26 protein-coding genes and 1 pseudogene are annotated in these 26,891 nt (G+C 62.3%); 6 read left to right on the forward strand and 21 right to left on the reverse strand.

Going from position 1 to position 26,891, the window contains the following annotated elements; genetic code table 11:
- The 16 genes from C816_RS06125 to C816_RS06200 form a co-directional block, all read right to left on the reverse strand.
- Window positions 1-1,566 (reverse strand): LCP family protein (locus tag C816_RS06125; protein WP_016321551.1); only part of this gene is annotated, 1,566 nt, incomplete at its 3' end.
- Window positions 1,567-1,572: 6 nt separating this feature from the next.
- The gene (gene nadD, locus C816_RS06130) at window positions 1,573-2,757 is read right to left on the reverse strand and encodes a nicotinate (nicotinamide) nucleotide adenylyltransferase (protein WP_016321552.1); all 1,185 of its coding nucleotides are present in this window, start codon (window positions 2,755-2,757) and stop codon (window positions 1,573-1,575) included.
- Between the two features lie 35 nt (window positions 2,758-2,792).
- Complete coding sequence (gene yhbY / locus C816_RS06135; RefSeq protein WP_016321553.1) at window positions 2,793-3,119, reverse strand: ribosome assembly RNA-binding protein YhbY; 327 nt, start codon at window positions 3,117-3,119, stop codon at window positions 2,793-2,795.
- A 454-nt stretch (window positions 3,120-3,573) separates the two neighbouring features.
- On the reverse strand, window positions 3,574-4,170 hold the full coding sequence (locus tag C816_RS06140; protein ID WP_016321554.1) for an XTP/dITP diphosphatase: 597 nt from the start codon (window positions 4,168-4,170) through the stop codon (window positions 3,574-3,576).
- On the reverse strand, window positions 4,170-4,892 hold the full coding sequence (gene rph, locus C816_RS06145; RefSeq protein WP_016321555.1) for a ribonuclease PH: 723 nt from the start codon (window positions 4,890-4,892) through the stop codon (window positions 4,170-4,172). Before rph ends, C816_RS06140 begins: the two co-directional genes overlap by 1 nt.
- A gap of 20 nt (window positions 4,893-4,912) precedes the next feature.
- Window positions 4,913-5,161, reverse strand: a complete 249-nt coding sequence (locus C816_RS06150) for a hypothetical protein (RefSeq protein ID WP_016321556.1) — start codon at window positions 5,159-5,161, stop codon at window positions 4,913-4,915.
- A 25-nt stretch (window positions 5,162-5,186) separates the two neighbouring features.
- Complete coding sequence (gene ftsY / locus C816_RS06155; protein ID WP_016321557.1) at window positions 5,187-6,059, reverse strand: signal recognition particle-docking protein FtsY; 873 nt, start codon at window positions 6,057-6,059, stop codon at window positions 5,187-5,189.
- Between the two features lie 16 nt (window positions 6,060-6,075).
- Window positions 6,076-6,321, reverse strand: coding sequence for a hypothetical protein (locus tag C816_RS06160; RefSeq protein WP_016321558.1), 246 nt, complete (start codon window positions 6,319-6,321; stop codon window positions 6,076-6,078).
- 4 nt (window positions 6,322-6,325) lie between these two features.
- Window positions 6,326-6,646 (reverse strand): hypothetical protein, encoded by a 321-nt coding sequence (locus C816_RS06165; RefSeq protein ID WP_016321559.1) that lies wholly within the window; start codon window positions 6,644-6,646, stop codon window positions 6,326-6,328.
- Window positions 6,630-6,932 (reverse strand): hypothetical protein, encoded by a 303-nt coding sequence (locus C816_RS06170; RefSeq protein WP_016321560.1) that lies wholly within the window; start codon window positions 6,930-6,932, stop codon window positions 6,630-6,632. Before C816_RS06170 ends, C816_RS06165 begins: the two co-directional genes overlap by 17 nt.
- Window positions 6,933-6,947: 15 nt before the next feature.
- Entirely contained in the window at window positions 6,948-10,538 is a 3,591-nt protein-coding gene (gene smc / locus C816_RS06175; protein WP_242832122.1) for a chromosome segregation protein SMC, read from the reverse strand.
- Between the two features lie 238 nt (window positions 10,539-10,776).
- The gene (gene ade / locus C816_RS06180; RefSeq protein WP_016321562.1) at window positions 10,777-12,501 is read right to left on the reverse strand and encodes an adenine deaminase; all 1,725 of its coding nucleotides are present in this window, start codon (window positions 12,499-12,501) and stop codon (window positions 10,777-10,779) included.
- 137 nt (window positions 12,502-12,638) lie between these two features.
- Window positions 12,639-13,583: an ATP-binding protein gene (locus tag C816_RS06185; protein ID WP_016321563.1), complete on the reverse strand. Its 945-nt coding sequence runs from the start codon at window positions 13,581-13,583 to the stop codon at window positions 12,639-12,641.
- A 130-nt stretch (window positions 13,584-13,713) separates the two neighbouring features.
- Window positions 13,714-14,394: a response regulator transcription factor gene (locus tag C816_RS06190; RefSeq protein ID WP_016321564.1), complete on the reverse strand. Its 681-nt coding sequence runs from the start codon at window positions 14,392-14,394 to the stop codon at window positions 13,714-13,716.
- A gap of 15 nt (window positions 14,395-14,409) precedes the next feature.
- On the reverse strand, window positions 14,410-15,990 hold the full coding sequence (locus C816_RS06195) for a peptide chain release factor 3 (protein WP_016321565.1): 1,581 nt from the start codon (window positions 15,988-15,990) through the stop codon (window positions 14,410-14,412).
- 218 nt (window positions 15,991-16,208) lie between these two features.
- The gene (locus C816_RS06200; RefSeq protein ID WP_016321566.1) at window positions 16,209-16,643 is read right to left on the reverse strand and encodes an NUDIX hydrolase; all 435 of its coding nucleotides are present in this window, start codon (window positions 16,641-16,643) and stop codon (window positions 16,209-16,211) included.
- Window positions 16,644-17,237: 594 nt separating this feature from the next.
- On the opposite strand from C816_RS06200, the gene epsC reads away from it, so the two are divergent.
- The 5 genes from epsC to C816_RS06225 all read left to right on the forward strand — a co-directional run bounded on the left by epsC (window position 17,238) and on the right by C816_RS06225 (window position 21,226).
- Window positions 17,238-17,900, forward strand: coding sequence for a serine O-acetyltransferase EpsC (gene epsC / locus C816_RS06210; protein WP_016321567.1), 663 nt, complete (start codon window positions 17,238-17,240; stop codon window positions 17,898-17,900).
- The gene (locus C816_RS06215) at window positions 17,900-18,556 is read left to right on the forward strand and encodes a hypothetical protein (protein ID WP_016321568.1); all 657 of its coding nucleotides are present in this window, start codon (window positions 17,900-17,902) and stop codon (window positions 18,554-18,556) included. Before epsC ends, C816_RS06215 begins: the two co-directional genes overlap by 1 nt.
- A 31-nt stretch (window positions 18,557-18,587) precedes the next feature.
- Window positions 18,588-20,036, forward strand: a complete 1,449-nt coding sequence (cysS, locus tag C816_RS06220; RefSeq protein WP_016321569.1) for a cysteine--tRNA ligase — start codon at window positions 18,588-18,590, stop codon at window positions 20,034-20,036.
- Window positions 20,037-20,055: 19 nt separating this feature from the next.
- Window positions 20,056-20,274, forward strand: a complete 219-nt coding sequence (locus C816_RS23480) for a hypothetical protein (protein ID WP_242832123.1) — start codon at window positions 20,056-20,058, stop codon at window positions 20,272-20,274.
- A 73-nt stretch (window positions 20,275-20,347) separates the two neighbouring features.
- A complete protein-coding gene (locus C816_RS06225) occupies window positions 20,348-21,226 on the forward strand; it encodes an aldose 1-epimerase family protein (protein WP_016321570.1) in 879 nt (292 codons plus the stop codon).
- A 7-nt stretch (window positions 21,227-21,233) separates the two neighbouring features.
- Here the strand turns inward: C816_RS06225 and C816_RS06230 are convergent, their stop codons facing one another.
- Window positions 21,234-22,541 (reverse strand): MATE family efflux transporter, encoded by a 1,308-nt coding sequence (locus C816_RS06230; RefSeq protein ID WP_242832124.1) that lies wholly within the window; start codon window positions 22,539-22,541, stop codon window positions 21,234-21,236.
- Between the two features lie 75 nt (window positions 22,542-22,616).
- Between C816_RS06230 and C816_RS06235 the strand changes: the two genes are divergently transcribed.
- Window positions 22,617-23,420, forward strand: a complete 804-nt coding sequence (locus C816_RS06235) for a MerR family transcriptional regulator (RefSeq protein WP_016321572.1) — start codon at window positions 22,617-22,619, stop codon at window positions 23,418-23,420.
- A gap of 359 nt (window positions 23,421-23,779) precedes the next feature.
- Here the strand turns inward: C816_RS06235 and C816_RS24210 are convergent.
- The 4 genes and pseudogenes from C816_RS24210 to C816_RS06250 all read right to left on the reverse strand — a co-directional run.
- Window positions 23,780-23,950: pseudogene (locus C816_RS24210) on the reverse strand (MATE family efflux transporter); the annotation flags it as partial.
- A gap of 70 nt (window positions 23,951-24,020) precedes the next feature.
- Window positions 24,021-24,317 (reverse strand): DNA translocase FtsK, encoded by a 297-nt coding sequence (locus tag C816_RS22490; protein WP_081646273.1) that lies wholly within the window; start codon window positions 24,315-24,317, stop codon window positions 24,021-24,023.
- Window positions 24,318-24,719: 402 nt separating this feature from the next.
- Window positions 24,720-25,787: a class D sortase gene (locus tag C816_RS24800; RefSeq protein ID WP_016321573.1), complete on the reverse strand. Its 1,068-nt coding sequence runs from the start codon at window positions 25,785-25,787 to the stop codon at window positions 24,720-24,722.
- 36 nt (window positions 25,788-25,823) lie between these two features.
- Entirely contained in the window at window positions 25,824-26,858 is a 1,035-nt protein-coding gene (locus C816_RS06250) for a hypothetical protein (protein WP_016321574.1), read from the reverse strand.
- Window positions 26,859-26,891: the final 33 nt, after the last annotated feature.

Consider the following 26,891-nt stretch of genomic DNA (forward strand, 5'->3'; position numbering starts at 1 on the left):
CGCCGTGCCGGGATTGGTTGTCCCCGGATCTGCCGTACCGGGGTTCGCCGTGCCGGGATTGGTTGTCCCCGGATCTGCCGTACCGGGGTTCGCCGTGCCGGGATTGTTGGGGACGGTAGTCCCCGGGTCTGTGACGCCGGGGCTGTTGGGGTCGATTACCCCCGGATTGCCGGGATCAACGACGCCGGGATTGTCCGGGTCCGTGACCACGGGGGGAACGGCCAGGATGCCCTCCATGATCTCCCCGGTCTCCGGGTCGATGAGGAAGCCGGTCTCCGGGTCGTAGGGGTTGCCGTTGGCGTCCAGGGCCCACTCCTCCTCCGGCTCGTTGGAGGGGATGTCCGGCGGCAGGGCCGCCACCCTGTCCTCCACGTAGCCGGTGGAGGAGCTGAGGCTGCCGTCGGCGTTGACGGACATGATGTCCAGGTCGCTGCGCTTGAAAACCTCCACATAGGGGCTGAGCTTGTTGTTCACGATGTCCAGCAGCTGTCCGGCGATGGGGAGCACGTAGGCCAGCTCCGTGTATTTCCCCTCCGACTTGGTATAGCTGCGGCTGTATACGTTGGCCCCCCGCCAGGGCATGGTGAGGAACTCCACGTTCTCCACGTTTAAGCCGCCCAGAATGGCCTTTTGGGCAAACCAGAAGACCTCCTGGAAGCTGAGGTCCGTCTCCACACACTCGTCGAAAACCTTGACGATTTTGTTGATATTGCCCGCGTTTTTGATGGTCAGCATCTGCTTGATGACGGCCTTCAAAAAGTTCTGCTGTAGCTCCATGCGGCCGCTGTCGCCGATGCCGCCCTTGTTCTTATGGTAGCCATAGGGGCTGTCGTTGTCGTTGCCCCGCCAGCGGATGACCTGCATGGCGTCGTCGCCGGTCAGGTGCCGCAGGCCCGGGGCCTGCTCGATGACCAAATCCTGATAGGGGTCGTGGTAGTCCATGGGGTAGGGGTTGTCGAAGTCCACGCCGCCGATGGCGTCCACCAGCTTGCCCACGGCCTCCCACTCCACCACCACCTGGTAGTCCGGCTCAAAGCCCACCAGCTGGGAGATCTCCTTGTACAGGGCCTGAATGCCTTTGTCTCCGCCGCCGTTGAAATTATAGACAGAGTTGATCTTCTTCACGTCCCAGGAGACGTTCACCATGGTGTCCCGGGGGATGGACATCACCGTGGCTTTCTGGTTGGTGACATCGTAACTGGCCAGGAGCATGGTGTCCGTGTTGCCGCCGCCGCCGGTGTCCCGGCCCAGGATCAGCACAGTGTAGAAGTCCTCGCTCTTGCGCTCACCGCCGGCCCGGGGACGGATGCCCTCGCCGTAATCAATCTCCTCGATCTCCTCCGTGCCGTCGTCCTTCTTGGTGAAGATGGCGCCGCCCCGGCGGTTGTCCAGATCCGGGCGGGCAAAGACGCTCCGCCACGCCAGCACACCGCCCACCGCCACCGCCAGGACCGCCGCCACGGCGATCATGATCCTCTGCTGCTTGGTAAACCGGCTGGGCTTTTTGGGTTTTGGGGGCTTTTTTTCCAGGCGGCTCCCACCCGCGTGTCTCTGTTCTCTTTCCACTAATCCTTATCCTTTCAAGAAATCCCGCGCCTCCAGGGTGGCGTGGTGCACCGGGTTTCCCATCCCCTGCATTTCCTCAATGGTCATCTCCAGGCCCGTCAGCAGGCCCCTGTCCAGATCCTCATAACACACTTTGCGCAGTCTGTCCACCCCGGGAAAATCCCGGCTGGGTTCGATATAGTCCGCCAGATAGATAATCTTCTCCAGAAGGGTCATGTTGGCGTGACCGGTGGTGTGCCACCGGATGGCGCTGTAAATCTCATCGTCTGCGCCGAACACGTCCCGGGCGATCTCGGCGCCGGTCCTGGCGTGGAGGAGCTTCAAGGCCCTCTGCTCCAGCTCGTCCAGCTGGATGCCGTACTGCCGGCACAGGGACAGCTGCTCCTCCATGTCCAGCTTTTTCGTACAGTCGTGGAGGAGGGCGGCCCTGCGGGCCTTCTCCACATCGGCGCCGTACCGCGCCGCCAGGCGGATGGCCTCCTGCTCCGTGCCCAGCACGTGGGGAATGCGGCGGCGCTTGAGATAGCTGAGGGCCGCGGGCCGCAGCTGGCTGAGGGGCAGGTGTTTCAGGTCCGCCGCCGTGCCGTAGAGCCCCTTTCGCAGGATCAGGCCGTACACCGCCGGGGCCAGGAAATTTGCCCCGCCCCCCGCCGCCAGCCGCTCCCGCAGAGCCGTGGAGGAGATGTCCACCACGCCGGGGATGGTCAGGGTAAAGAGCCGCGCCTGGGGAAAACTCTTATAAAGATAATCCCGCTGGGCGGCGAACAGCTCCTCTGTGTCCGCCTCCGTGCGGCCGAAGGCGGCGATGCCCGCCAGGGACAGGATCGTCTCCGGCTCATGCCAGCGGTGGAGGGTCAAAAACATGTCCGCCCCCATCAGCAGCCACAGCTCGTCCTCCGGGTACAGGGCATGGAGACGGGTCAGGGTGTCGGACGTATAGCTCCGTCCCTCTCGGCGGAGCTCCAGGTCCAGCACCTCCGCCCGGTCCCCCATCTCCTCCGCCGCCAGGCGGGTCAGGGCCAGCCGCTGCTCCGGCGCGGGACTGTCCGGGGGCAGGTCCTTATGGGGCGGCTGGCCGTCGGGGACGATCAGGAGTTTGTCCAGTTTCAGCATCTCAAACGCCGCCCGGGCCGCGGTGATGTGGCCCAGGTGGGGCGGGTTGAAGGTGCCGCCGTAAATTCCGATTTTCAAACAGGAACCCCCTTTTCCTTGGAAATCGCATTTGGTCAGTTTTTCGGGCGTTTGCTCTTCACCAGCTGGATGCGCTTTTCCCTGGGCTTGGAGTGGCTCTCCCGGTACAGCACGAACTTGGTGCCGATGACCTGCACCACCTCGCTGCGGGTGGCCTTGGCCAGCTCTGCCGCCGCGCTTCGGGCGTCGTATTCGATATTATTCTCCAAAACCCGGCCTTTGATGAGCTCCCGGGCCTCCAGGGCGTCGTCGGCCTGCTTGACGAGATTTTCGCCGATGCCGTCCTTGCCTACCTGGAGAATGGTGTCGATGGTGTTTGCCAGGCCCCTCAGCTGGGCCCGCTGTTTGCTTGTCAGTTCCATGGATCTGCCTTTCTGTTTTCAGGTTTCGTTTTCTGTGGCGTTCATATGGATCAACGGCCCGTACAACGCGCGGGATAAAAGTTTCGCCGGCCTTTTCAAAGGCCGTGGGGTGCAGGGGCAACGCCTCTGCTCGCGCCCCGCAGGGTGCGAAAGAACCCCAACAGGAAGGCCGCGCCGCAGACCTTCTCGTTGACCGCCCCTCCGGCGCGGCCTTCCAGCGCCTTTGCCGCCGGAGGCGTCAAACAGCCCCCTTTAATTATTTGCGTCTCCTGCATTCTAACGTACTAAAATGAGACAGGCACGATGCGGGCTTCGCCCTGCGCACCCTGGATACGATTCCGGCAGGGGCTTCGCCCTGCGCCGGAACCGCAGGGGCTCTGCCCCTGCACCCCGCAAACCTTTGAAAAGGTTTGATCCAAACTTTTTCCGGCTTCGCCCTCTTCTTTTTTGGACGCTACTTTTTCAAATATGTTCCCAGCTTTTCCACAAATTCCGCCAGGGCTTTTCCCCGATGGGAGATCTCCGCCTTCTCCTCCGCCGTCAGCTGGGCGAAGGTCTTTGCCTTCTCCGGCACAAAAAACACCGGGTCGTAACCAAAGCCGTTCTCCCCCATGGGGGCAAAGGCGATGGTGCCGCCGCAGGTCCCCTCCGCCGTCAGCTCGTCGCCGTTGGGAAAGGCGCAGGCCACGGCGCAAGCGAAGTGGGCCGCCCGGGTGGTCTGGCCCCGCATACTGTTCAGCAGCAGGGTATACCGCCCCCTGTCGTCCAGCTCCTCCCCGCCGTAGCGGGCGGAGTAGACCCCGGGACCGCCGTTGAGGGCGTCCACGCAGAGGCCGGAATCGTCGGCGATGGCGGGCAGGCCCGCCGCGGCGCAGACGGCCTTTGCCTTGAGCATGGCGTTTCCGGCAAAGGTGGCCTCCGTCTCCTCCACGTCCACGGTGATGCCCAGGTCCGCGGGGCTCACCACCTGAACGCCCAATTTGGACAAAATATCGGACATCTCTCGCAATTTATTGGCGTTATGGGTAGCCAGCACGAATTTCTCAGACATCAGAATCTCCCTCCCAACGCTTCTCTCTGGACGGCCAGCAGCTCCCGGCAGCCCTTGGCGCACAGCCGCACCAGCTCTTGCTGCTCCGCCGGGGTGAAGGCCCGGCCCTCGCCGGTGCCCTGGAGCTCGATGAGCTCCCCGGCCTCGTTCATCACGCAGTTCAAATCCACCTGGGCGCGGCTGTCCTCGCTGTACTGGAGGTCCAGCAGGGCTGTGTCCTCCACAATGCCGGCGGAGACGCCGGTGACATAGTGCCGGATGGGGCTGGCCCCCAGGACGCCGTCCGCCGCCAGCTTTTTACAGGCCAGGGCCAGCGCGATGAATCCCCCGGTGACGGAGGCGGTGCGGGTGCCGCCGTCCCCCTGGAGCACGTCACAGTCGATGGTGATGGTCCGCTCTCCCAATTTTTTCATGTCCACGGCGGCCCGGAGGGACCGGCCCACCAGCCGCTGGATCTCGGCGCTGCGGGGACTGAGCTTCAATTTGGCCACGTCCCGGCGGCTCCGCTCCCGGTTGGCCCGGGGCAGCATGGAGTACTCGGCGGTGACCCAGCCCTCCCCGTAGGGTACGTGGGGCGGGGTCTTGTCCTCCACGCTGGCACAGCAGAGGACCTTCGTATCGCCGCACTCGATGAGGCAGCTGCCCTCGGCGAATTTGATAAATCCCGTGGTGATCTTCACCGGGCGCAGCTGATCAAAGGCCCGGCCGTCTGCTCGATTCATTCGGATTTCCTCTCTTTCTCTCAGCGGCCCCGCCGGAGGGCTTCCAGCAGATACACAGCTCTGTCATAGTCGTTTTTGTGCACGTAAACCGTATAGAAAACATCCCTTTCGGCAGCTCCGCCCAGGCGGGCCCGCCGCTCCATGGCGCGGGCCGTGCTCCCCGCGCCGGCGGAGCTGGCAATCCCCTGGGCGGCAAGTGTCTCCTGAATTTGCAGCTGCTCCTGCAGGGAATTCACCTGGGCAAGCTTCCGGCGGCTGAAAAGCATCATGGGGACTCCTCCTTTCCCGGAACGGTCAAATAATCGCTTCCGCGTATTCCTCCGCGTCGAAGGGCTTCAAATCGTCAATGCCCTCGCCTATGCCCGCCAGCTTCACGGGCACGCCCAGCTCCCGGGCGATGGCCGCTGCGATGCCGCCCTTGGCGGTGCCGTCCAGCTTGGTGAGGACGATGCCGGTGAGGCCCGCCGTCTCCTTGAAGGTCCTGGCCTGGATGAGCCCGTTCTGGCCCGTGGTGGCGTCCAGCACCAGCAGGGTCTCCCGGGCCGCGCCGGGGCACTCCCGGTCGATGATCTTACTGAGCTTGCTGAGCTCCGCCATGAGATTGGCCTTGTTGTGGAGCCGTCCGGCGGTGTCGCACAGCACCACGTCCACGCCCCGGGCCTTGGCGGCCTGGAGGGCGTCAAAGAGAACCGCGCCGGGGTCCGCCCCCTCGTGCTGGCGGACGATCTCGCACCCGGCCCGCTGCGCCCAGATTTCCAGCTGGTCTGCGGCGGCGGCCCGGAAGGTGTCCGCCGCGCACAGCAGCACCCGCTTGCCCCCCAGCTTCAAAAGGTGTGCCACCTTGCCGATGGAGGTGGTCTTGCCCACGCCGTTGACGCCGATGAACAGCATGACGCTGGGGGTGGTGGAGACGTTCAGCTCCGTAGTGCCCACGTCCAGCAGCTCCACCAGCACCTGCCGCAGGGAGGCGCGGACGGACTCCTGGTCCTGGAGCTTCTCCTTCCGCACCCTCTCCCGCAGCCGTTCCACGGCTTCGGCGGCGGTCTCCACCCCCAGGTCCGCCAGGATCAGCGTCTCCTCCAGCTCCTCGAAAAAGGCCTCGTCCGCCTCGGTGAAGGTGGAGAAGAGATTGGTGGTGATCTTTTTCAGCTTGTCAAAAAAGCCCATAGTGTCCTCCCGAACGTCAAGATTCCTCTTGATCCTTTTTAGAGTATTTCGCAGTCCGGTCCACGGCCTTGCCGCAGTACCGGCAGTGGAGCTCGTGCTTGCGGCCCAGGAACTTGCCGCAGTGGGGACACCGCCACCAGATGTTGTAGAGCCCCAGGGCGGCCAGCAGCATGACGGCTCCCACCACGCCGTTGGCCATGGCCGCGAAGAGCCCCCCAATGGCCAGGACGGCGATGATATAGTCCTTTTGTCGTAAACTCATAATTCTATTCCTTTCCGGGTTTCGCATCCCAGTCAATCTCTTCGCCGCAGTATTGGCAGTATTGCCCGTTATTCCGGTCCAGATGCCTGCCGCAATGAGGGCAGCGCATCCAGCAGAGGTGGAGGAGAAATCCGGGGATGACACCCAAAAGGGCGATGGCGGGGATCTCCCCATAAACGGCAAGCCCTGTGTGCTCCAGCGCCATTGCGATAAGGTACAGCAGCACCGGCACCCCCAGCATAAGGGCAAACACCGTACACTTCTTCTGCCACAGGCTCACACGGACCGCCTCCTTCCCGCCGTCTCCCTCACGGGTGGCGGTCATAATCCTCTCCCTTGACCCCTCTCCGGCCCCGGATCTCGTAGTCGACCTCCAGGCCGCAGCGGGGGCAGCGTTTCTTCTTAAAAGGCGGGTCAACCCGCTTGCCGCACACCGGGCAGCGCCACCAGGAGATGGCCAGCATGATCCCAACCCAGTAGATGATGGCCCCTGATCCGGCGAGCCCGATGGCAGTCACCGTCTCTTCCGTCAGAAACAGGCCGGCGATCATCAGCACAGTGGCCACGGCAAAAACCGCCAGGGAAATCCATATCTTATGACGCAGCTTCATGGGAGAGCCTCCTTTTTATTCGATGTCCAGCTCCTTCGCCATGTCGTTGAGGTTGATGGTAAGGATTTTACTGACACCCTGCTCCTGCATGGTGATGCCGTAGAGGACGTCCGCCTCCTCCATGGTGCCCCGGCGGTGGGTGATGACGATGAACTGGGTCCGCCCCGCCAGGGTCCGCATGTACCGGGCGTAGCGGGTGACGTTGACATCGTCCAGCGCCGCCTCGATCTCGTCCATGACACAGAAGGGTGTGGGATGCACCTTCAATATGGAGAAGTACAGCGCGATGGCCACGAAGGCCTTCTCACCGCCGGAGAGGAGGGAGATGGTCTTGAGGGTCTTCCCCGGGGGCTGGGCCTTGATCTCGATGCCGCAGCCCAGGATGTCCGTCTCGTCCTCCAGCTCCAGCCGGGCCTGTCCGCCGCCGAAGAGCTCCACAAATGTGGTTTGGAAGCTCTCGGAGAGGAGCTTGAACTGCTGGGCGAAGATGCGGGTCATCTCCGCCGTGATCTCCCCGATGATCTTCTCCAAATCCGCTTTGGCGGCCTCCACGTCGTCCCGCTGGCCGGTGAGGTAGGTGTAGCGGGTGTTCACCCGGTCGTACTCCTCAATGGCGCCGATATTGGGGGTGCCCAGGGCGGAGATGTCCCGTTTCAGCTCGCCGATGCGGCGGGATGCCTTGGGCACGCTCTCCAGCTCGATCCGCTGCGCCTGGGCGTCGGAGTGGTTCAGCTCGTAGTGCTCCCAGAGCCGGTCCAGAATCTGCTTTTCCTCCAGGGCGGAGGTGGCGATCTTCTGCTCCAGCCTGGAGGCGGAGCGCTCCAGGTTCAAAAGATTTTCGTTCATCTCCTGGCTGGCCCGGTTCTGGGCGGTGCGCCGGGCCTCCAGGGCCAGCTTCTCCTCGTTCAGGGCCTGGAGCCGGGCCTGGAACGCCTGGCTTTGGGCCGTGAGGGCGGCGATGGTCTCTTTCCGCCGGGCGATCTCAGCGGCGGCCTCGTCAATGTGGGCCTGATAGGCCCGGAGGGCCTCCTCCTTCTGCCGCCGGTCTCCGCCCAGGTCCTGGGAGAGACTGCGCAGGTCCGCAGCCCGTCCGGCGGCGGCCTCGCGCTGGGCGGTCAGGGCCGCCAGCTCCTCCTTTTTCCCGGTGATCTCCTCCGCCAGGGCGTTGGATTGGGCCAGCAGCTCCGACTGCCGGTCCAGCCCCTCCTCCGCCTGGGCGCGGAAGGATGCGGCCCGGGTCTCCTGGGCGGCGATTTCCTCCTCCGCCTCTTTGGCTCTCCGGGCGTTGTCCGCCAGCCGGCCGGTGAGGCTCTCCAGCTCGCCCTCCAGATTCTCCAGATTCTCCCGCAGGGACTGCAGGAGGATGTCAAAGTGATTCTTCGTGCCCTCCAGCCGCAGCACCTCGTCCTCAGCCTGGCGGCGCTGGCTCTCCGCCGTCTCCAGCTCGTACTGGGCGGCGGCCAGCTCCCGGTTCGCCTCCTCCTCCGCCTCTCTGGCCTCCTCCAGGGCCCGGTGCATGGCCCCGGCGCGGCCGTTCAGCTTTTGCAGCTCCGCCGCCCGGCTCAGCACGCCCGCGGAGCGGGAGGTGGAGCCGCCGGTCATGGAGCCGCCCCGGTTGATGACCTGGCCGTCCAGGGTGACGATGCGGAAGGCGTTTTGGTACTTCCGGGCCATGGCGATGCCGCAGTCCATGTCCTCGGCGATCACCGTACGGCCCAGAAGGCTCTCGAAGATGTTCCGGTATTTTTCCTCAAAGGTGATTAGGCGGGAGGCCAGCCCCACAAAGCCAAACTCGCTCTCCACGCCCTGCTGCCGCAGCTCGCCGCCCCGGATGGCGGTGAGGGGCAGGAAGGTGGCCCGGCCGGCGTCCCGCTGCTTGAGGTAGCTGATGGCGCTCTTGGCGTCCTCCTCCCGGTCCACCACGATGTTCTGAAGGCCCGCCCCCAGGGCGATCTCAATGGCCAGGCTGTACTTTCCGTCGGTTTTCATCAGGCTCGCCACGGGGCCGTGGAGTCCCCGGAGGCTGCCCCTGGCCTGCATCACAGTCTTTACGGCCTTGGAGAAGCCCTCGTACTCCTTCTCCATCTCCGTCAGCAGGCGAATGCGGTTGTCCAGCGCGCCGGCGTCCATAGTCAGCTTCACCCGCTGCTCCGCGGCGGCGGCGGCCTTCTTCTTCCGCTCCTCCATCCGCAGGCTGTGGCCTGCGATGATGTTGGCTACCGCCTCTGCCTCGTCCCGGGCGTCCTCCAGGGCACGGCGGTTGGTCCTGGCCTCCTTCTCTGCCTCCTCCAGCTGGGCCGCGGCGGCGGCGCGCTCGCTCTCCACTGCGGTCTTCCGCTCCGTGATCTGGCTGTTCTCGGCGGCCAGGGCGGCGGCGTCTGCCCGGCGGTCGGCGGCGGCGGCCACGGCGATGGCCTCCTTGGCCCGCAGGGCCTCCGCCTCGTCCTGGACTCCGCCGGCCGTCTCGGCGGCGGACCGGGCCTGGTCCAGCAGAACCTCCAGCGCCTCGTTCAGGGCCGTCAGGGCGGCGTCGATCTCCGCCATGCGGGCCTCCTGCTCCTCCGCCTGCCTCTGGAGATTTCCGGCACGGCTGTCCGTCTCCTCCAGCTCCTGGCGGGCGCGCTGAATATTTTCCTCGTTGTGGACGATGGCGCTCTCCAGCACGGCCACGGCGGACTCCTGCTCCGTCACCTGTCCGCCGATGGCGGCGGCCTCCCCTCGGATGGACTCGGCCTCCACGTCCTTTTCCCGCATTTTTTCGCCGAACTGTTCTCCCTCGGCGTACAGGGCGTCCAGGGCGGAGCGGGCCTCGTCCCGGGCGGTCTCGGCGGCGCGGAAGTCCGCCTCCGTCTTGCGGGCCTGAATCTTCAGGTTATCCAGGTTCTCCAGCCACACGGAGATCTCCAGAAGCCGCAGCTCGTCCCGGAGAACCAGGTACTTTTTCGCCTTCTCCGCCTGGTCCCGCAGGGGCTCCACCTGGAGCTCCAGCTCCGCGATCTTGTCGTTGATCCGCACCAGATTCTCCTGGGTGCGCTCCAGCTTCCGCTCGGAGTCCTCCTTCCGGTGGCGGAACTTGGAGATGCCGGCGGCCTCCTCGAAGATCTCCCGCCGGTCGCCGCTGCGGGTGGACAAAATCTCGTCGATCTTGCCCTGACCGATGATGGAGTAGCCCTCCTTGCCCATGCCGGTGTCCATAAAGAGCTCCGTCACGTCCTTGAGGCGGACGGACTGGCGGTTGATGTAGTACTCGCTCTCTCCGCTGCGGTAGTAGCGGCGGGTCACCGCCACCTCCGACTCCTCCATGGTGGGGAAGATGCCCTCGGTGTTGTCCAGCACCAGCGTCACCTGGGCGAAGCCCACCTGGGCCCGCTTCTCCGTGCCGCCGAAGATGACGTCCTCCATCTTGGCCCCCCGGAGGCCCTTGGCGCTCTGCTCGCCCATGACCCAGCGTATGGCGTCGGAGATGTTGCTCTTGCCGGAGCCGTTGGGACCCACGATGGCGGTGATGTCCTCGCCGAAGTTCAGAACGGTCTTGTCGGGAAAGGATTTGAAGCCTTGAATTTCCAGTGCTTTCAGGTACACAGTTTCACCTCGTCGGATTTTCATATACTATAATTAAAATACTATACCAGAGAAAACGGGGATTTTCAAGAGGCGCAAAAAAAGCCCGCCGCCTTTTTTTCAAAAGACGGCGGGCTTTTTTCAGGAAGTGTCCTCTTCGCAGGCTTTATGCAGGGGCCGGGCGCTGTCCTGGCCCGTCCGACGGAAACCTGGCGTTTTCAGGAAAACGGGCGGGGAGAGGCCCCGCCCCTGCAAAGCCGCAGCCGTAAACCAAAAGCGCGGCTCAGACGTAGCTCTGGCTGGTTACATCAAACACGCCCCGGGTGGTGATCCGCAGGGAGGGGATCACCGGCAGGGCCATGAAGCTCAGCGTCATGAAGGGGTCGATTCCCCGGCCCACGCCCAGGCCGTGGGCCCGCTCCTTGGCGGCCTCCAGCTTTTCGTTCACGGCCTCCAGGGGCTCGTCGCTCATGATGCCGGCGATGGCCAGGGGCACCTCGGCGACGGGCGCGCCGCCGTCCCACACCACGATGCCGCCGTTCAGCGCCGCCACCCGGTTCACGGCGGCGGCCATGTCGGCCTCATTGGTTCCCACTACGATGATGTTGTGGGAGTCGTGGGAGATGGAGGTGGCCACCGCGCCGGACTTGAGCCCGTAGCCCTGGATAAAGCCGATGCCGATGTGATGGGTGTTCTTGTGCCGCTCCACCACGGCGATTTTCAGCACGTCGTACTCCACGTCGATGCGGTCGGAGTAGCCGGCGTCCTGGGTGGTGATCTCCCCGTCCACCATGCCGATGATGCCCCGGGGGCGGTGGTCCATGAAGTCCTCCGCCGTGAGGCTTCCCAGGTGGAAGGTGCTGTGGGCCCGCTGGGTGAGGTAGGGCTCGATCTCCGGGGCGGGGAAGTCCCGCACTGCGCCGTTTTCCACCATCAAAACGCCCTTTTTGAAGACCTTTTCAATGTTGAAATTCTGAAAATTGTCGATGACCACGAAGTCCGCCAGATACCCCGGGGCGATGGCCCCCCGGTTGTTCAGCAAAAAGTACCGGGCGGCGTTGTGGCAGGCCACCTTCACCGCCGTGATGGGGTCCGCCCCCAGGGCGATGGCCTTTTTCACGATGTAGTCGATGTGGCCCTTTTCCAACAGGTCGCTGGGATGCTTGTCGTCGGTGCAGAACATGCACCGCTCGGAGTACTTGTCGCACAGCAGGGGGACCAGGGCCTCCAGGTTTCGGGCGGCGGTGCCCTCCCGGATCATGATGAACTGGCCCCGCTCCAGCTTGGCGACGGCGTCCTGGAGGTCGTGGCACTCGTGGTCGGAGTACACCCCGGCGGCGATGTAGGCGTTGAGATCGTTGCCCCGGAGGTCCGGGGCGTGGCCGTCGATCTTCTTGTGGTGGGCCTGGGCCGCCACGATCTTCTCCACAGGCTGGCCGTCCCCGGCGATGATGCCCACAAAGTTCATCATCTCCGCCAGGCCCTGGACCCGGGGATGGTCATAGAAGGAGTCGATGGCGCGGTAGTCCAGCACCGCACCGGACTCGTCCAGGGGCGTGGCCGGGACGCAGGAGGGCAGCATGAACCGCACGTCCACCGGCAGGTCCTCCGTCGCCTGGAGCATGTACTCAATGCCGTCGGTGCCCATGACGTTGGCGATCTCGTGGGGGTCGGTGACAACGGTGGTGGTGCCGTGGGGCAGCACGGCCTTCACAAACTCCCGGGGGGAGACCAGGGAGCTCTCCAGGTGGATGTGGGCGTCCAGAAAGCCGGGGAGGACGATCTTCCCGGCGCAGTCCACCTCCGCTTCGCCGGAGTAGTTCCCCATGCCCACGATCAGTCCCTCCGCCACGGCGATGTCGGCGGTGCAGAGCTGGTTGGCGAACACGTTGACGTAGACTGCGTTTTTCAGCACCAGGTCCGCCGGCTCCCGTCCGGCGGCGGCCTCAATGATGCGGCGCTTTTTCACAAGCTTCCGGTTGATCTTGCCCGCGTAACTCTCAGACATGGGATCACGCCTCCTCAAAATGAATTTAATATTATTGCGGCTAATGTCTTTCATAAACCATAATAATATCTTTGGCAGTAGTATACGCCAAATCGGAGCTGTTGTCTACCATATTTTGAAAAAAACCGGGCCCCGTCTCATGGGCGGGACCCGGCGGTATGCGTCTGGAGCTTTGGCAGGAACAGGGAGAACTTGGCTCCCTTCCCCGGCTTGGAGAAAATCCGGATATAGCCGCCCTGGCCCTCGGCGATCTGACGGGCCAGATACAGCCCGATGCCCACGCCGTCGGCATCCGCGGCGGGGGCGGCGCGGTAGAACCGCTGGAAGACCTTCGGCTGCTCCTCCTCAGAGATGCCAGGGCCGGTGTCGGTGACGTTGATCCGGCAGAACAGCTCGTAGGAGACTGCCTGCAGGGTGACAGCGCCGCCGGGGGGCGTGTATTTCACAGCGTTGTCCAGCAGGCAGCACACGGCTTCCGCCGTCCACTTGGGGTCGAACACCGCGGCGTCGTTCTCCGCCGGTGCCAGGGAGAGGGTTATGCCCTTCTCCGCCGCCCTGGGGGCGAACTGGGCTGCGCAGTCCTCCAGCACCGGGGAGAGGGGCGCCGGGCGGGGGTGCAGGACCAGGACGCCGGTCTCCAACCGGGAGGTTTTCACCAGGGCCTCGATCAGGGAGCGAAGCTTTTCCGTCTGTCCATCCAGGGCGGCCAGGCAGTCCCGGCCCTCTGGGGAGAGGGGCTGCTCCCCCAGGAGCTGGGCGTACAGCAGGACGTTTGCGATGGGGGTCTTGGTCTGGTGGGAGATGTCGGCAACGAGGGCCTTGATCCGGTCCCGCTCCTCCAGAATCCCCCGGGCCTCGGTGGCGGAGGCGGCCAGGTACTGGGCCAGCCGGGTCTCCACGGCGGAGAGGTGGCTTTCGTCAAAGACCTCCTCCCGGAATTCGCCCTGGAGCGCCCGGTCCAGCATATCCTCCAGACGCTTGAAGACCCGGCGGAGGCGGAGTCGGTCCCACAGGATCAAAGAGGCCGCCAGGACCGGCGCCAGGAGGGGGAGATGATCCAATATATCATTCAGGCTGACCACAGCGGCGCACCTTCTCTCACTGCGTAACAATTGGGGACGGCCCCACGCCAGCGGAACGCCGGGCCGTCTTCTGCCGGACGGATTCCCATCCGTTCCGTCTCCGGCAAGCCGGGTATTTGGGCTTATGGCCCTAAAGCGTCGCTGTCCAGGTGTAACCCAGGCCGTAGACGGTCTTGAGATATTGGGGCCTGGAGGGGATGTCCTCCAGCTTGTTCCGCAGACGCTTCACCGTCACGGACAGGGCGTTTTCGTCCACGTACTCCGCGCCGTCGGTCCACACCCGGTCCACCAGGGCGGCCCGTGTCAGGGTGCGGCCCCGGTTCTCCACCAGCAGGCGCAGGAGCTTTTGCTCCGTCTTGCTCAGTTCGATCAGGACGCCGTTTTTGCGGAACTCCATCCGCCCGAAGTCGAAGGAGAAGGGGGGCAGGTCCACCCGGTCCGCCGCCGGCGGCTCGCCCCGGCGCAGCTGGGCGTTGACCCGGGCCCGCAGCACCGCCAGGGAGAAGGGCTTGGTGATATAGTCGTCCGCGCCGGACTCCAGGCCGGTGACAATGTCCGTCTCCATGTCGTTGGCGGTGAGGAGGATGACGGGCAGGGAGGAGGACTGCCGGAGCTGCCGCAGCAATTCCAGTCCGCTGCCGTCGGGCAGGTTGACGTCCAGAATCGCCAAGTCAAAGGGCTGGCGCTCCAGCGCCGGCCGGGCCTCCGCCAGGGTGCGGCAGAGGACGGCCTCCAACTCCGGGTGCTGGAGGGCCAGCCGGACGCCGTCCCCCAGGGCCCGGTCGTCCTCCACGATCAAGATGCGCTTCACGGTGCCTTCCTCCTCTTACACGGAGAGGGAGTCCGCCAGCTCCAGCCCGGGGTTGTGCTTGGTGAGGAAGCCCACGCTCCACTCGCCGCCAAAGGCCACCAGCAGCCTTTCCCGGAAGTCCTCCAGAATGGCGGAGCCGGTGCACAGCACCAGGTCCTCCGGCTTGCAGGGGCAGGCGGTGATGAGCCGCAGGTGGTCGTAGGGCAGGCCGGTCATATACAGGTCCACACCGTACTCGGACTTCATCCGGTACTCGAACACGTCAAACTGCAGCGTGCCCACCACGCCCACGATGACCTCCTCCATGCCGGCGCCGGGGAGCTTGAAGATCTGGATGGCGCCCTCCTGGGCGATCTGCTCCGTGCCCTTGATGAACTGCTTGCGCTTCATGGTGTCCTTGGGGGCCACCCGCATAAAGTGCTCCGGCTCGAAGGTGGGGATGCCGGAGTAGCGGAACTTCTTTCCCGGCACGGTGACGGTGTCGCCGATGGCGAAGAGGCCCGGGTCGAACACGCCGATGATGTCCCCGGCGTAGGCCTCCTCCACGATCTCCCGCTCCGCGGCCATCATCTGCTGGGGCTGGCTCAGGCGCAGCTTCTTGCCGCTTTGGACGTGGAAATACTCCGTGTCCCGCTGGAACTTTCCGGAGCAGATGCGCATGAAGGCCAGCCGGTCCCGGTGGGCCTTGTTCATGTTGGCCTGGATTTTGAAGACGAAGGCGGAGAAGTCCTGGGAGAACGCGTCCACCTCCCCCTGGTCGGACACCCGGCTCAGGGGAGCGGTGGTCATGCGGAGGAACTCCTCCAGAAAGGGCTCCACGCCGAAGGTGGTGAGGGCGGAGCCGAAGAACACCGGGGACAGCGTGCCGTTTCGCACGGCCTCCAGGTCAAACTCCCGCCCGGCCCCCAGCAGCTCCACCTCCTCCCGCAGGGCGGCGGCTCTGGCCTCGCCGATCATGTCCTCCAGAGCGGGATCGTCCAGGGCAATTTCGGCGGAGCGGACCTTCTTGCCCCGCTCCTCGGCCTGGAAGAAGAGGATGCGCCCTTTCTCCCGGTCGTAGACGCCCTGAAATTCCTTCCCGCAGCCGATGGGCCAGTTGACGGCGTAGGTGTCGATTCCCAGCTCCCGCTCCACCTCCTCACACAGCTCCAGCGGGTCCCGGGTCTCCCGGTCCATCTTGTTGATGAAGGTGAAGATGGGGATGCGCCGCAGGGCGCAGACCTTGAAGAGCTTCCGGGTCTGGGGCTCCACGCCCTTGGCCCCGTCGATGACCATGACGGCGCTGTCCGCCGCCATCAGGGTGCGGTAGGTGTCCTCGGAGAAGTCCTGATGGCCGGGGGTGTCCAGGATGTTGATGCAAAAGCCCCCGTGCTGGAACTGCATGACGGAAGAGGTGACGGAGATGCCCCTCTGCTTCTCAATCTCCATCCAGTCGGATGTGGCGGCCCGGGCCCGCTTGCCCTTGACCTCCCCGGCCTGGGCAATGGCCCCGCCGTAGAGCAGGAATTTTTCCGTCAGGGTGGTTTTGCCGGCGTCGGGGTGGGAGATGATGGCGAAGGTGCGCCGCCGGGAGATTTCAGAGCGGTAGTCAGACATAGTACCTCCATGCGCCGCGAGGGCGCTTTCAAAAAAGTTCAGCAGGCCCCGGGACCGGGGCGGAAAATACAGCCTATTCAATGTACCACAGGAAGCTGGGATTTGCAAGGGGAGTCCCTGTCCAAATCGGTGTTCTCAACGCCGTTTTGCAGGACCGGCAAAATATCGAAAGCGGGGGACCGCCTTTACAGGCGGTTCCCCGAATAAACTGGATCTTCTTACAAATATCCTCTGTTTTGGGCCTCGGACAGCAATTTGGGCTGGATCAGCGGATATGTCCAGCGATCAATCAAATGGTCCGTAACCAAAATGCTTTCGATCTCACAGTGCAAGTCCTCAAAGGAAGCTATATCGGCAATGAAAAGCATTCCGAACGTCTCATCATCAGCGCCTTCACCTATCCTTGTTTTTCCTTTGACGGAATATACGCAGATCGGTTGGATGGTAAAATTTACTGCGCCGGTTTCCTCTCTCAATTCCCGTTCAGCCGCAGTCAAAATATCTTCGCCGCGCTCTCTGTGTCCCCCGGGCAGTTCATATGTATCCCGCTCTTTGTGTTTGCAAAAGACCCATTTGCCATTTGTTCTGGCAATGATAACCGCGAACTTCAACCGTTTATCATCTGCGTAATCATAGAATTTCACTTCCGCCATCTCGCAAATATCCCCTTAAAATAGTTTAGGCCATGTTTGAAAAAAGTCAAAACGCCCAAACGGTGGATCTTGATCCGCCACTCTGCGTTAAATTTTCTTGCCGGGCGTCAGCCCGCCTGCAAAAATTTGCCTTGATTGGCGAAAAAATCTCTCGCCGTTGGGCATTCCGCCTTTTTTCAAACAAGGCCTAGGCCTTGTTTGCTTGGATTTTATCACAGAATTTGTTTCTGTTCAATTTGCTTTTGCGAAACTGCCGGAGCGGCGTGGTGGGGGAAAATTTTCTTGACACGCCTCCGGAACCCTGTTAATATAATGAAGCATAAAAACTGCATAGCGCGATGAACGGAAAGAGTAACAGAGACTCCAAGGACCAGAGAGGGCGCGTCACCGGCTGAGAGCGTGCCTGCGGCGGAGACTGTGAAAGTGCGTCCGGGAGCGAGGGGATGCCCCGTCCGGCCCGCGTCAAGGGCTTTTGAGTGAGAAATGAGAGTGGAACCGCGATTCGTCGCCTCTTGTGCCGTCTGGCGCAGGAGGCGTTTTATTTTGGCTCTTGGGCCATGTTCCCAACCGCCCTTTTCGATAGGAGCTTTTGCCATGGAAGAATATACCCCCCGGGCCGCAGGCCTCCTGGAGGCCTATCAGCGCCGGGACCCCGCCGCCCGCAGCAAGCTGGAGATTCTGCTGCTCTACCCCGGCGTCCACGCCGTCTTTTACCACCGCGTTGCCCACTGGCTCTACTGCCATAAGCTGAAATTTCCGGCCCGGTGCGTCTCCCAGTGGAGCCGCTTCTGGACCGGCATCGAGATCCACCCCGGGGCCAGGATCGGCCGCCGCCTGGTGATTGACCACGGCTGCGGCATTGTCATCGGCGAGACCGCCGAGATCGGGGACGACTGTCTGATCTACCACGGCGTCACCCTGGGAGGCACCGGCAAGGACCAGGGCAAGCGCCACCCCACCATCGGCAACAACGTGCTGATCTCCTGCGGGGCCAAGGTGCTGGGGCCCTTCAAGGTGGGGGACAACGCCCGTATCGCCGCCAACGCCGTGGTGCTCACCGAGGTCCCGGAGAGGGCCACCGCCGTGGGCATCCCCGCCAAGGTTGTCCGCATCGCCGGGCAGACCGCCCACTTCGCTGACGAGGTGGACCAGACCAGCGTGGAGGACCCCACCCAGAAGATGCTGGAGATCCTCTCCTCCCGGCTGGACCTGGTGGAAAAGCTGCTGGATGAGAAGTTCCTGGAGGAAAAGGCATAATGGAGCTGCGGGAACTCATTCGGGACTTATACGGCGTGGATCGGTTCCGGGGCTGCACCGAGGAGGAAATTTCCGCCGTGAGGGATATTTTCGGGGATATTCCGGCGGCAGTGGAGAATTTTTACCGTACGGCCGGCCGAAATCAAGAGATTACCCGGCATGATGATATGTGGTTTTTTCCGGAGCATTTCCAGAGGTGGAAGCATCTGGCGCAGTCAGACCACTTTCCGCTGCTCTGTGAAAACCAGGGCGTCTGCCGGGCGGAAATCCGCCGGGAGGACCTGTCCCTCCCGGACCCGCCGGTGTATACGCAAATGGAAGATGACGGCCCCTGGCTGCTCTCCGCCCCTGCCGCCAGCGAATTTCTGGAGGCGGCCCTGACCTATGAGGCCATATGGCAGCTGAAATACTCCGTGAAGGAATACCATTGGCTGACCGGCGGGGAATTGGCGGTTGTGCAGACCAAGCTGAATAAGCGGCCCTGCGTCCTGAAAAACTGGATGGACCTGGAGATCACCTTTTACAGCAGCCGCCCCGACAATCTAGTGGTGGTCATGGACGCGGACGATCACTATGAGGCGCTCTACGGCGGAGTTACAGAGGAGAGCTACGCCGCCCTGCTGAAGGTCATGGAGGGGCTGGGTGAGCCCGTCTGAACAGAAAATTACAAAATGGAGGATGACGACCATGTATCTATACAATTCCGCGACCCACAAAAAAGAGGAGTTCAAGACCCACACCCCCGGCCATGTGGAGATGTACACCTGCGGGCCCACGGTGTACCATTTCGCCCACATCGGCAACCTCCGCAGCTATATCATGGAGGACGTGCTGGAGAAGTACCTGCGCTATGCCGGGTACGAGGTAAACCGGGTCATGAACATCACCGACGTGGGCCACCTCTCCTCTGACGCAGATACCGGCGAGGACAAGATGCTCAAGGGCGCCAAGCGGGAGAACAAGTCCGTCATGGACATCGCCAAGTTCTACACCGACGCCTTCTTTGAGGACTGCCGGAGGCTGAACATCAAAACGCCGGACGTGGTCCAGCCCGCCACGGGGCTCATCGGCGACTATATCAGGATCATCGAAAAGCTGGTGGACACGGGGTACGCGTATCTTGCCGGGGGCAACGTGTACTTTGACACCTCCAAGCTGGAGCGGTACTATGTCTTCAACGACCACGACGAGGAGGACCTGGCCGTGGGGGTCCGGGAGGGCGTGGAGGAGGACGCCAACAAACGCAGCCGCAACGACTTCGTCCTCTGGTTCACCAAGAGCAAGTTCGAGGACCAGGCCCTCAAGTGGGACTCCCCCTGGGGCGTGGGCTATCCCGGCTGGCATATTGAGTGCTCCGGTATCTCCATGAAGTACAACGGGGAGTACCTGGACCTCCACTGCGGCGGCGTGGACAACGCCTTCCCTCACCACACCAACGAGATCGCCCAGTCCGAGAGCTACCTGGGCCACCCCTGGTGCCCCCACTGGTTCCACGTCCACCATCTGAATACGGGCGACGGCAAGATGAGCAAGTCCAAGGGCGAGTTTTTGACGGTTTCCCTGCTGGAGGAGAAGGGGTACGATCCCCTGGCCTACCGGTACTTCTGCCTCCAGAGCCACTACCGCAAGGCGCTGGTCTTCACCTGGGAGAACCTGGACAACGCCGTGGCGGCGTATAACAAGCTGGCGGCCCGCATCGCGGCCCTGACCCCCGGTGGGGACGTGGACCAGACCGTATTCGATGCGTACAAGGCCAAATTCCTCCAGCAGATGGGCAGCGACCTGAACACCTCCATGGGGGTTACGGCCATTTTCGACGTATTGAAGGCGCAGACGTCCGACGCCACCAAGCTGGCGCTGATCGGGGACTTTGACCAGGTGCTGTCCCTGAGCCTGCTGGAGAAGGCGGCGGCCCTGCGGGCGAAGGCCGCCCAGGCCAGGACGGCCCACACCGGCGGCGGGGACTACGTCATCACCGGCGAGGGCGACGCGGAGGTGGACGCCAAGGTGCTGGCCCGGTATGAGGCCAAGAAGGCCAAGAACTTCGCCGAGGCGGACCGGATTCGGGATGAGCTGAAGGCCCAGGGGATCGAGATCACGGACGTGAAGGGCGGCGCCAGCTGGCGGCGGGTCTGAATGTGAAGTGTAACTTGTGATGGAAATCCCCGCCTCACGTTGGAGAGGCGGGGATTTATGCTGTGAGGAGAAATTATTTTGGAACGGTGATAAGCAGTTGTATAAGCAGCGCAATCCGGTTGAGAGATTTTTTGCCGATCAAGGCGATTTGACGCCGCCATACTTTGTGTATGGCAGGGAAAATCAACATGGAGCGGCGGAAAAAGCTCCGGCGTTCTTCTTCCACAGGAATTTCTGACGCAAATCTGCACATATTGGTTTACTCAGCGCTTTCCCAGCACAACACATCATTATTTTTAGGAGGCGATCTTATGCGCTTTACCCTCTCTCGCGGCTCCCTGGAGGCCGCAGTCCAAACCCGCGGCGGCGAGCTGGTCTCCCTGCGCCGCGGCGGCACGGAGTACATCTGGGGCGGCAATCCGGCGTTCTGGTCCGGACAAAACCCCATTCTCTTCCCCATCGTGGGCTCCTTGAAAAACGGCAGAGTGGACATCGGTGCGCAGACCTGTGAGATGTCCCGTCACGGCTTCGCCCGGAATCTGGACTTTATCCCTGTGGAGCAGGACGGCTTCTCTGTCACGCTGGAGCTGCGGGAGAGCGGCGAAACGCTGGCGCACTATCCCTTCCCCTTTTCCCTGCGGGTGCGGCACCGGCTGCTGGAGGACGGCTTCTCCACTGCCTTTACTGTGGAAAACACCGGCGGCACGCCCCTTCCCTTCTGCATCGGCGCCCACACCGCCTTCCGCTGCCCCCTGCTGGATGGAGAGCGCTTTGAGGACTATCATCTGGTATTCAACCGGCGTGAGAACGCCCCCACTCTGCTGCTGACACCGGAGGGCCTGATCCTCGGCGAAGCGGCGGAGCCTATGCTCTGCGGCGGCGCACTCTCCCTGAACTACGAGATCTTCCGGCGGCTGGACACCGTCATCTTCCGGCAGCTCCAATCCGACAGTGTCTCTCTGCTGCATCGAAAGACCGGACGGGGCGTGAAAATGGATTTCTCCCAGTTCCCCATGATCGCCTTTTGGACCAAGCCCGGCGCTCCGTTCCTCTGTCTGGAGCCCTGGCAGGGCTGTGCCGCTTTTGACCATGAAACCGGGCGCTTTCAGGACAAGCCCTTTGCCGTCACTCTGGCTCCAGGGGAGACGAAAACCCTGGCCTACAGCGTCACCCTGCTCTCGGGGGTGTAGGGCGCCGTCAGGCATTGGGCCGCTTTTGGAAACAGAGGACGGCGCAGGACGCCGTAATCACCAGACACCCCAGCTCCGACACCAGCGTGGACAGCCAGATGCCCCTGTCCCCAAAGAGGGCGGACATAAACATCAGGCTGGCGGCCAGCAGCACCAGACTTCGGCTGAGGGAAATCGTAAACGCCGGGACGGGCCGTTCCACCGCGGTGAAGAATGCTGCAAAGACCACATTGAACCCCATCGCCAAAAAACTCCAGGCGTACATCCGCAGGGCGGAGACGGAGTAGTCAAAGATGGCACTGTTTCGCTCCAGGAATGCCCCCACGATCAGCGGCGCCCCCAGCTCTCCCAGGGCGAAGGACACCCCGGCGAACAGCGCCGCGGAGGCGGCGCCGTATTGCAGCAGACGGCGGCAGTCCTGCCGGCGCCCTGCTCCCAGGGCGTAGCTCACCAGCGGCTGCATCCCCTGGGCGGTGCCGGTCATGGTCATCAGCACCAGGGTGTTCACATAGCTGATGATGGTGTAGGCCGGCAGAACCTGCTCCCCGATGACGCGCAGGATAGTATGGTTGAAGAGGAAGATCACCAGGCCGTTGGACAGCTCGTTGAGCCCCTCGGAGAGGCCCAGGGGGAGAATGCGGCGGTATGCCCGCAGGTTCCGGCGAAACCGGCCCAGCCGCAGCCGCTCCCCGTGGGTGAGGAAGTAGGCCAGAAACACCGCGGCGGAGGTCACCTGGGCCAAGCCCGTGGCCAAGGCCGCCCCCCACACGCCCCAGCCCAGGCCCATGACGAACAGGGCGTCCAGGGCCACATTCATCACCGCGCAGGACACCACGCCGACGGTGCTGACCTGGGGAGCGCCGTTGGCCTTCACCTGGACCTCCAGGTTGTAGGACACGGTGAAGAACACGGCGAACACCGCGATAGTGCCCACATACTCTTTCACATAGTCCAGCGTGTCCGGCGTGGCCCCCAGGAACCGGGCCGCCGCCTCCAGGTTCAGCAGAACCAGGACTGTCAGGACCAGGCTCACGCACACCGTCACCGCCAGGTTCTGGTTGAAATAGTTTCGGGCCTCCTCCAGCTCCCCCCGGCCCAGGGCCACGGAGATCACCGTGGAGGTGCCCGTGGCCAGCAGAATGCCCACCATGAAGACCAGCGACGTGAATGGGGCGGACAGGTTCACCGCCGCCATGGCGGTCTCTCCCACCCCCCGGGCCACAAACACGCCGTCCACCATGGTGTACAGGGAAAATGCCCACATGGACACGATGGAGGGCAGAACGAATTTCAAGAATTTTTTTCGCAGTTCCAAACAGACGACCTCCTTGTTCTCCGCGTCCAGCATAAACCCTCGTATTATCCGAAAGTCAACCCCCAGGAGGAAAAAATGAAGGACCTCTACAAGATTCACGAAATCGCCCGGCTGTTCCGCCTCCACCCGGACACCCTGCGCTACTATGAGGAGAAGGGCCTGCTTCACCCGGTCCGCGGGGAGAGCGGTTACCGGATGTACACCATTCAGGACGTCTGCACCTTGAACGTCATCCGCGCCCTGCGGGAGCTGGACCTGCCCACGGAGGACATCCGGGCCTATCTGGAGCGGCGCAGTGTGGAGGAGACGCTGTCCCTGCTGGACCGGCAGGAGGCGCTGCTGGAGGAGAAGCTGGCGGCGCTCCGGGCCGCCCGGCTGGAGGCGGAGCAGCGCCGGGACCGGCTGGAGCGGTACCGCGCCGTGCCGGAGGGGCAGGTGAGCGTCACAGAGGAGGAGGCCCGCCCCTATGTCTTTCTCCGTGAGAACGTGATTTTGGAGAAGGAGATTGACTTTCTGCTAAAAAAGCTGGAGGGAAAGCACCAGGACTACATCAAGGTCATCGGCGCCCAGACCATGGGGGCTGTCCTGGACGGAGACCGTCTGCGGCAGGGGATTTGCAGCTGCTTCTCCTGCGTGTTCTTTCTCACGCCTCCCGGCGGCCCCCGGGACGCCCTGCTCCCTGCGGGGCGGTACGCCGGCCTCTTCTACCGGGGCGGCTATGACCGTCTGGACCGGCACCTGGAGACCCTGTTCCGGGGCATCCGGGATTTGGGGCTCACTCCCGCCGCGCCGCCCCTGGAGCTGTACCGCATTGACGTCCACGACACCCGCCATGAGGCGGAGTACGTGACGGAATTACAGGTGCTGGTAAAGGGCTGATCTGTTTGCTGCTTCTTTTTCAGATTGGCATTGCTCCAGGCCGTGTTTGAAAAGATGGCAAAACGCCCAAGCGGCGGATCTTTTTCCGCTGCGCCCCGCTAAAAATTTTTGAGATACGCAGGGCGTTCCCTCAAATTTTTGCCTTGCTCAGAAAAAATCTTCCCGTTTACCTTTGGCGCTGGTAAACGCCTATAAAATTTTCCTATTGCCGAAATGACAGAGTGGGCAGTTACCCATAATGGGTAACTGCCCGAACTGGAATCGGGCGATTTGCCTGAAAGTCCACATGTTTTTGTGCGCGTTTTTTAATATCTTTATCAATATCCGCCCTGTCCGCAATTCTCTGTGTAGCCGAACCGCCATAAGAGCTGTGACAACGGCTGGCATGACATCCGCAACTGGTCAAAATCTTTCGCCCCATAGCTGAATCCGGCGATGGGCTGAAATCCTTTCAGAAATCCTAAGACAATCAGCGTCCCCATTGACATGATTTTCGTAACCGCCCCCATCGCGGCCAGGGCGGAGCCTCCGTTAAGAATTCTGCCCTCGTGGCCGCCCTTGGTATTGTGAGTAGCAGGGGCGGGTTTTTAATTTCAGGTGTTACGGCAGTTTTTTCTCTGGCATATCAATCAAGATTTCACTACAATCCGTTCCGTTATCCGGTCCGATAATTCCGTCCTTTTCTAATGTGAAAATTGCTCTGGACGCCCTTTTATGATCCCATCCCGTTTGACCTTGTATTGCTAAAACGGACGCCTCCCCAGATTTTATAATTGCTTTTGCTGCAATATCTCTGTCGGAATTTGACCAAAAATCTTTCGGCCGATATTTCTTTTTCTGATTGTATACAAAGTAAGCTGGAACGGCGGAAATAATCCCTCCAACATACGGATACAAAGGGGCGCCTGCAAAACTCCAGCTTCATCTGTCGGGAATATAAAGGACCCCAATATGTGGTAAAGCAAAAATGCAAGAAAAACTCAGCGACTGTTTTAACAATACGCACGAAGACCCCCGCCTTTACATTTCGATGTACAGTAAGATTTTGTTCATTTCCTCAACATCTTTTTTGAGATCCATGCTGTACTCTTTGATTTCTCTTCCGCCATTTACATATTCTATTAAAAAAGAATATACAGGGTAATTTACTGTTGAAAGCGTTTTAGTTTGTTCTCCAGTCCGAACGCCCAGAAACTTTGCTTTGCGAATTGCAAGCAATACAATATCGGAACAGAGGTCAAAAGTCGAGAAGAAAATGCAATCTAAAATGGAGAAACGATCGGGCGAAAACGAAGCATATTAGCTAATTTCCACGCCCTGGACGCACCACCGCTGATCCCGCTGGTCACGGACGCAGGTGTAAAGGGTGATCATGTTGGTGGTGGAGGCGGCGAGGGCGCTGCGGTCTGTCTCGCTCACCTTGGAAACGGAGGTCACCTCATAGGTGCGGGTCCCAAGCTGTGTGGTCAGGGAGATGGTATCGCCCACCTCCAGCGTATGGATCTCCCCGAAGTGGTTGTTCACGCCCCGGTTGTGGGCCGCCAGCGCCACGTTTCCATCCCAGATAGAGGTGTCCTCAAAGTGTCCCGCGCCCTTCTTCAGCGCGGCGCTGTCCGTACCCTGGTAGATCTTGACGCTCAGGCCGATGGCGGGGATCTTCAGTGTCCCCAGGCTGCCGTTGCTGTAGTAGAGGTCATCTGTCACCGCCGTATAGCCGCCGGAAGCACTGCCGGGGTTGGTCACTGTCACCGAGGACGAGCCGGGGACATAGACGGAGCCGATGCCGGAATCCGTTTCCAAACTGCCGCCCATGGCGGGAGGCTGAATGACACCGGCGCTGCCGTTGATGATGGCTCCGGAAGTGGGCTGATAGCCGGGAGCCAGATTGGGAGTGAGGGGCGTGCCGGTGTGCAGGGTGTCGGCGCTGTAGCTGCCGAAGGCGGGGGGAGCGAGAGCGGCGTTCTTGCTCACGTCCTCGTTTTTCATGGCCCCGCCGCCAGGGGTATGCACCGCGTCGTCGCAAAGTCCGTTCCATTCCGTTTTCGCCTGACGGCGAAAACTCCATTCACTCCCTTGCTCCTCCTTTTCCCACAGCACCCGCTGCGCTGGGCTGCTGTGGGAGCCCGATATGGACGTGGACTTGCCGTATTCCGGGTTGCCAGCTCCGTCGATCAGGGTTCCCGCAAAGTCGTAAGACTTTGTGGGAAGAGGAAATGCAGCGGAATGAGGGAGCTCTGCCGCTTGCGGTAGAGCGAGGGATATGGAGCTTGCGTTGACGAACTCCAGAGGCTCCGCGGCATAGGCGGTCGCCATCATGGAGGCCGTCATGCACAGAGCCAGGAGGAGCATGGTCAGTTTCTTCTTCATCACATTCACCAGTCCTTTCTGATTACGGGTTTGGAATTACGCATCCTCATCGCCGCCCTCGGCCAGCTCACTGCGCCGTTTGAGGAACAGGGCGATCCCGATGCCGCCGCCAGCCGCGGCGATGAGGCCCAGAGGCGCCAGCAGAAGCGGCCAGTTGAAGCTGGCGGCGGGGGCCGGATCGGTTGCCTCCAGACCGTCGTCCACAGGCTCCGCAGGCTGGAGGGGCGTCCCCTCGAAAATTGCCACATACCGGGTCTTGTTCAGGGCGATCCTGCTGACTGTCCCAGTGTAGTCGGCGGTGACGGTATAGCCTTTGACATAGCTGCTGGTGGCGCTGCCGGTGTAGGTAGCCACGGCGGTGTAGCGGTCGCCCAGGGCGTAGCCGTCCAGACTTCCCGTGTTGTCCGTCTGCCAGCTGACGTCCTGGAGGGTCAGAGTACGCCCGCCGTCCTGAATGGTCTTGGGGATGTACTGGGTGTCCTGTCCCGCCAGATTGGGATAGGTCCGGGTGGCGGAGACCTGCCTGGTGGAGCTGCCGTAGCCGGCCACCTCCACCTGCACCGTATCCAGCCGCAGAGTCAGCGTCCCGGCGAGGCCGTCGTCGGTGACGAACGCCTTCTCCTGGGGCAGCAGGGCCAGCACAGAGGCCATGTCCTTGTTTTTACTGTCCAGCGTCACTGTCTCGGTGTGCTGGCGGCTCTCATGCTCCGGAAGTTCCTGCTTGAGCAGATCCACCAGGGTGTAGTGGTATCCGTCCTGCTCGAAATCCGAGCGGGGGATGCCGGTGGGGTCGTCCTCCGGGGACAGGTCGTAGAACTTGCGGATCTCGGCCCCATCCTCGCTCTGGGTGACGGAGCTGGGGTAGCAGACCACATCGTCGCAAAGTCCGCTCTGCTCCGTTTCCGCCTGACGGCGAAAACTATGCTCGCTCCCTTGCTCCTCTGTTCCCCATGCGACCCGCGTTGCTGGGCTCGCATGGGGTACCCCCGCCCACTCCGCCGCGTGAGCGGCGGGAGCAAGGGCCATAGTCAGCGCCAATATCAGGGCGCAGACTGCGGTCAGTTTCTTCATCGTCGTTTCCTCCTCTACATTTTCATTTCCGGG

Origin of the sequence: Oscillibacter sp. 1-3, from assembly GCF_000403435.2 — a bacterium.
Taxonomy (GTDB): Bacteria; Bacillota; Clostridia; order Oscillospirales; family Oscillospiraceae; genus Oscillibacter.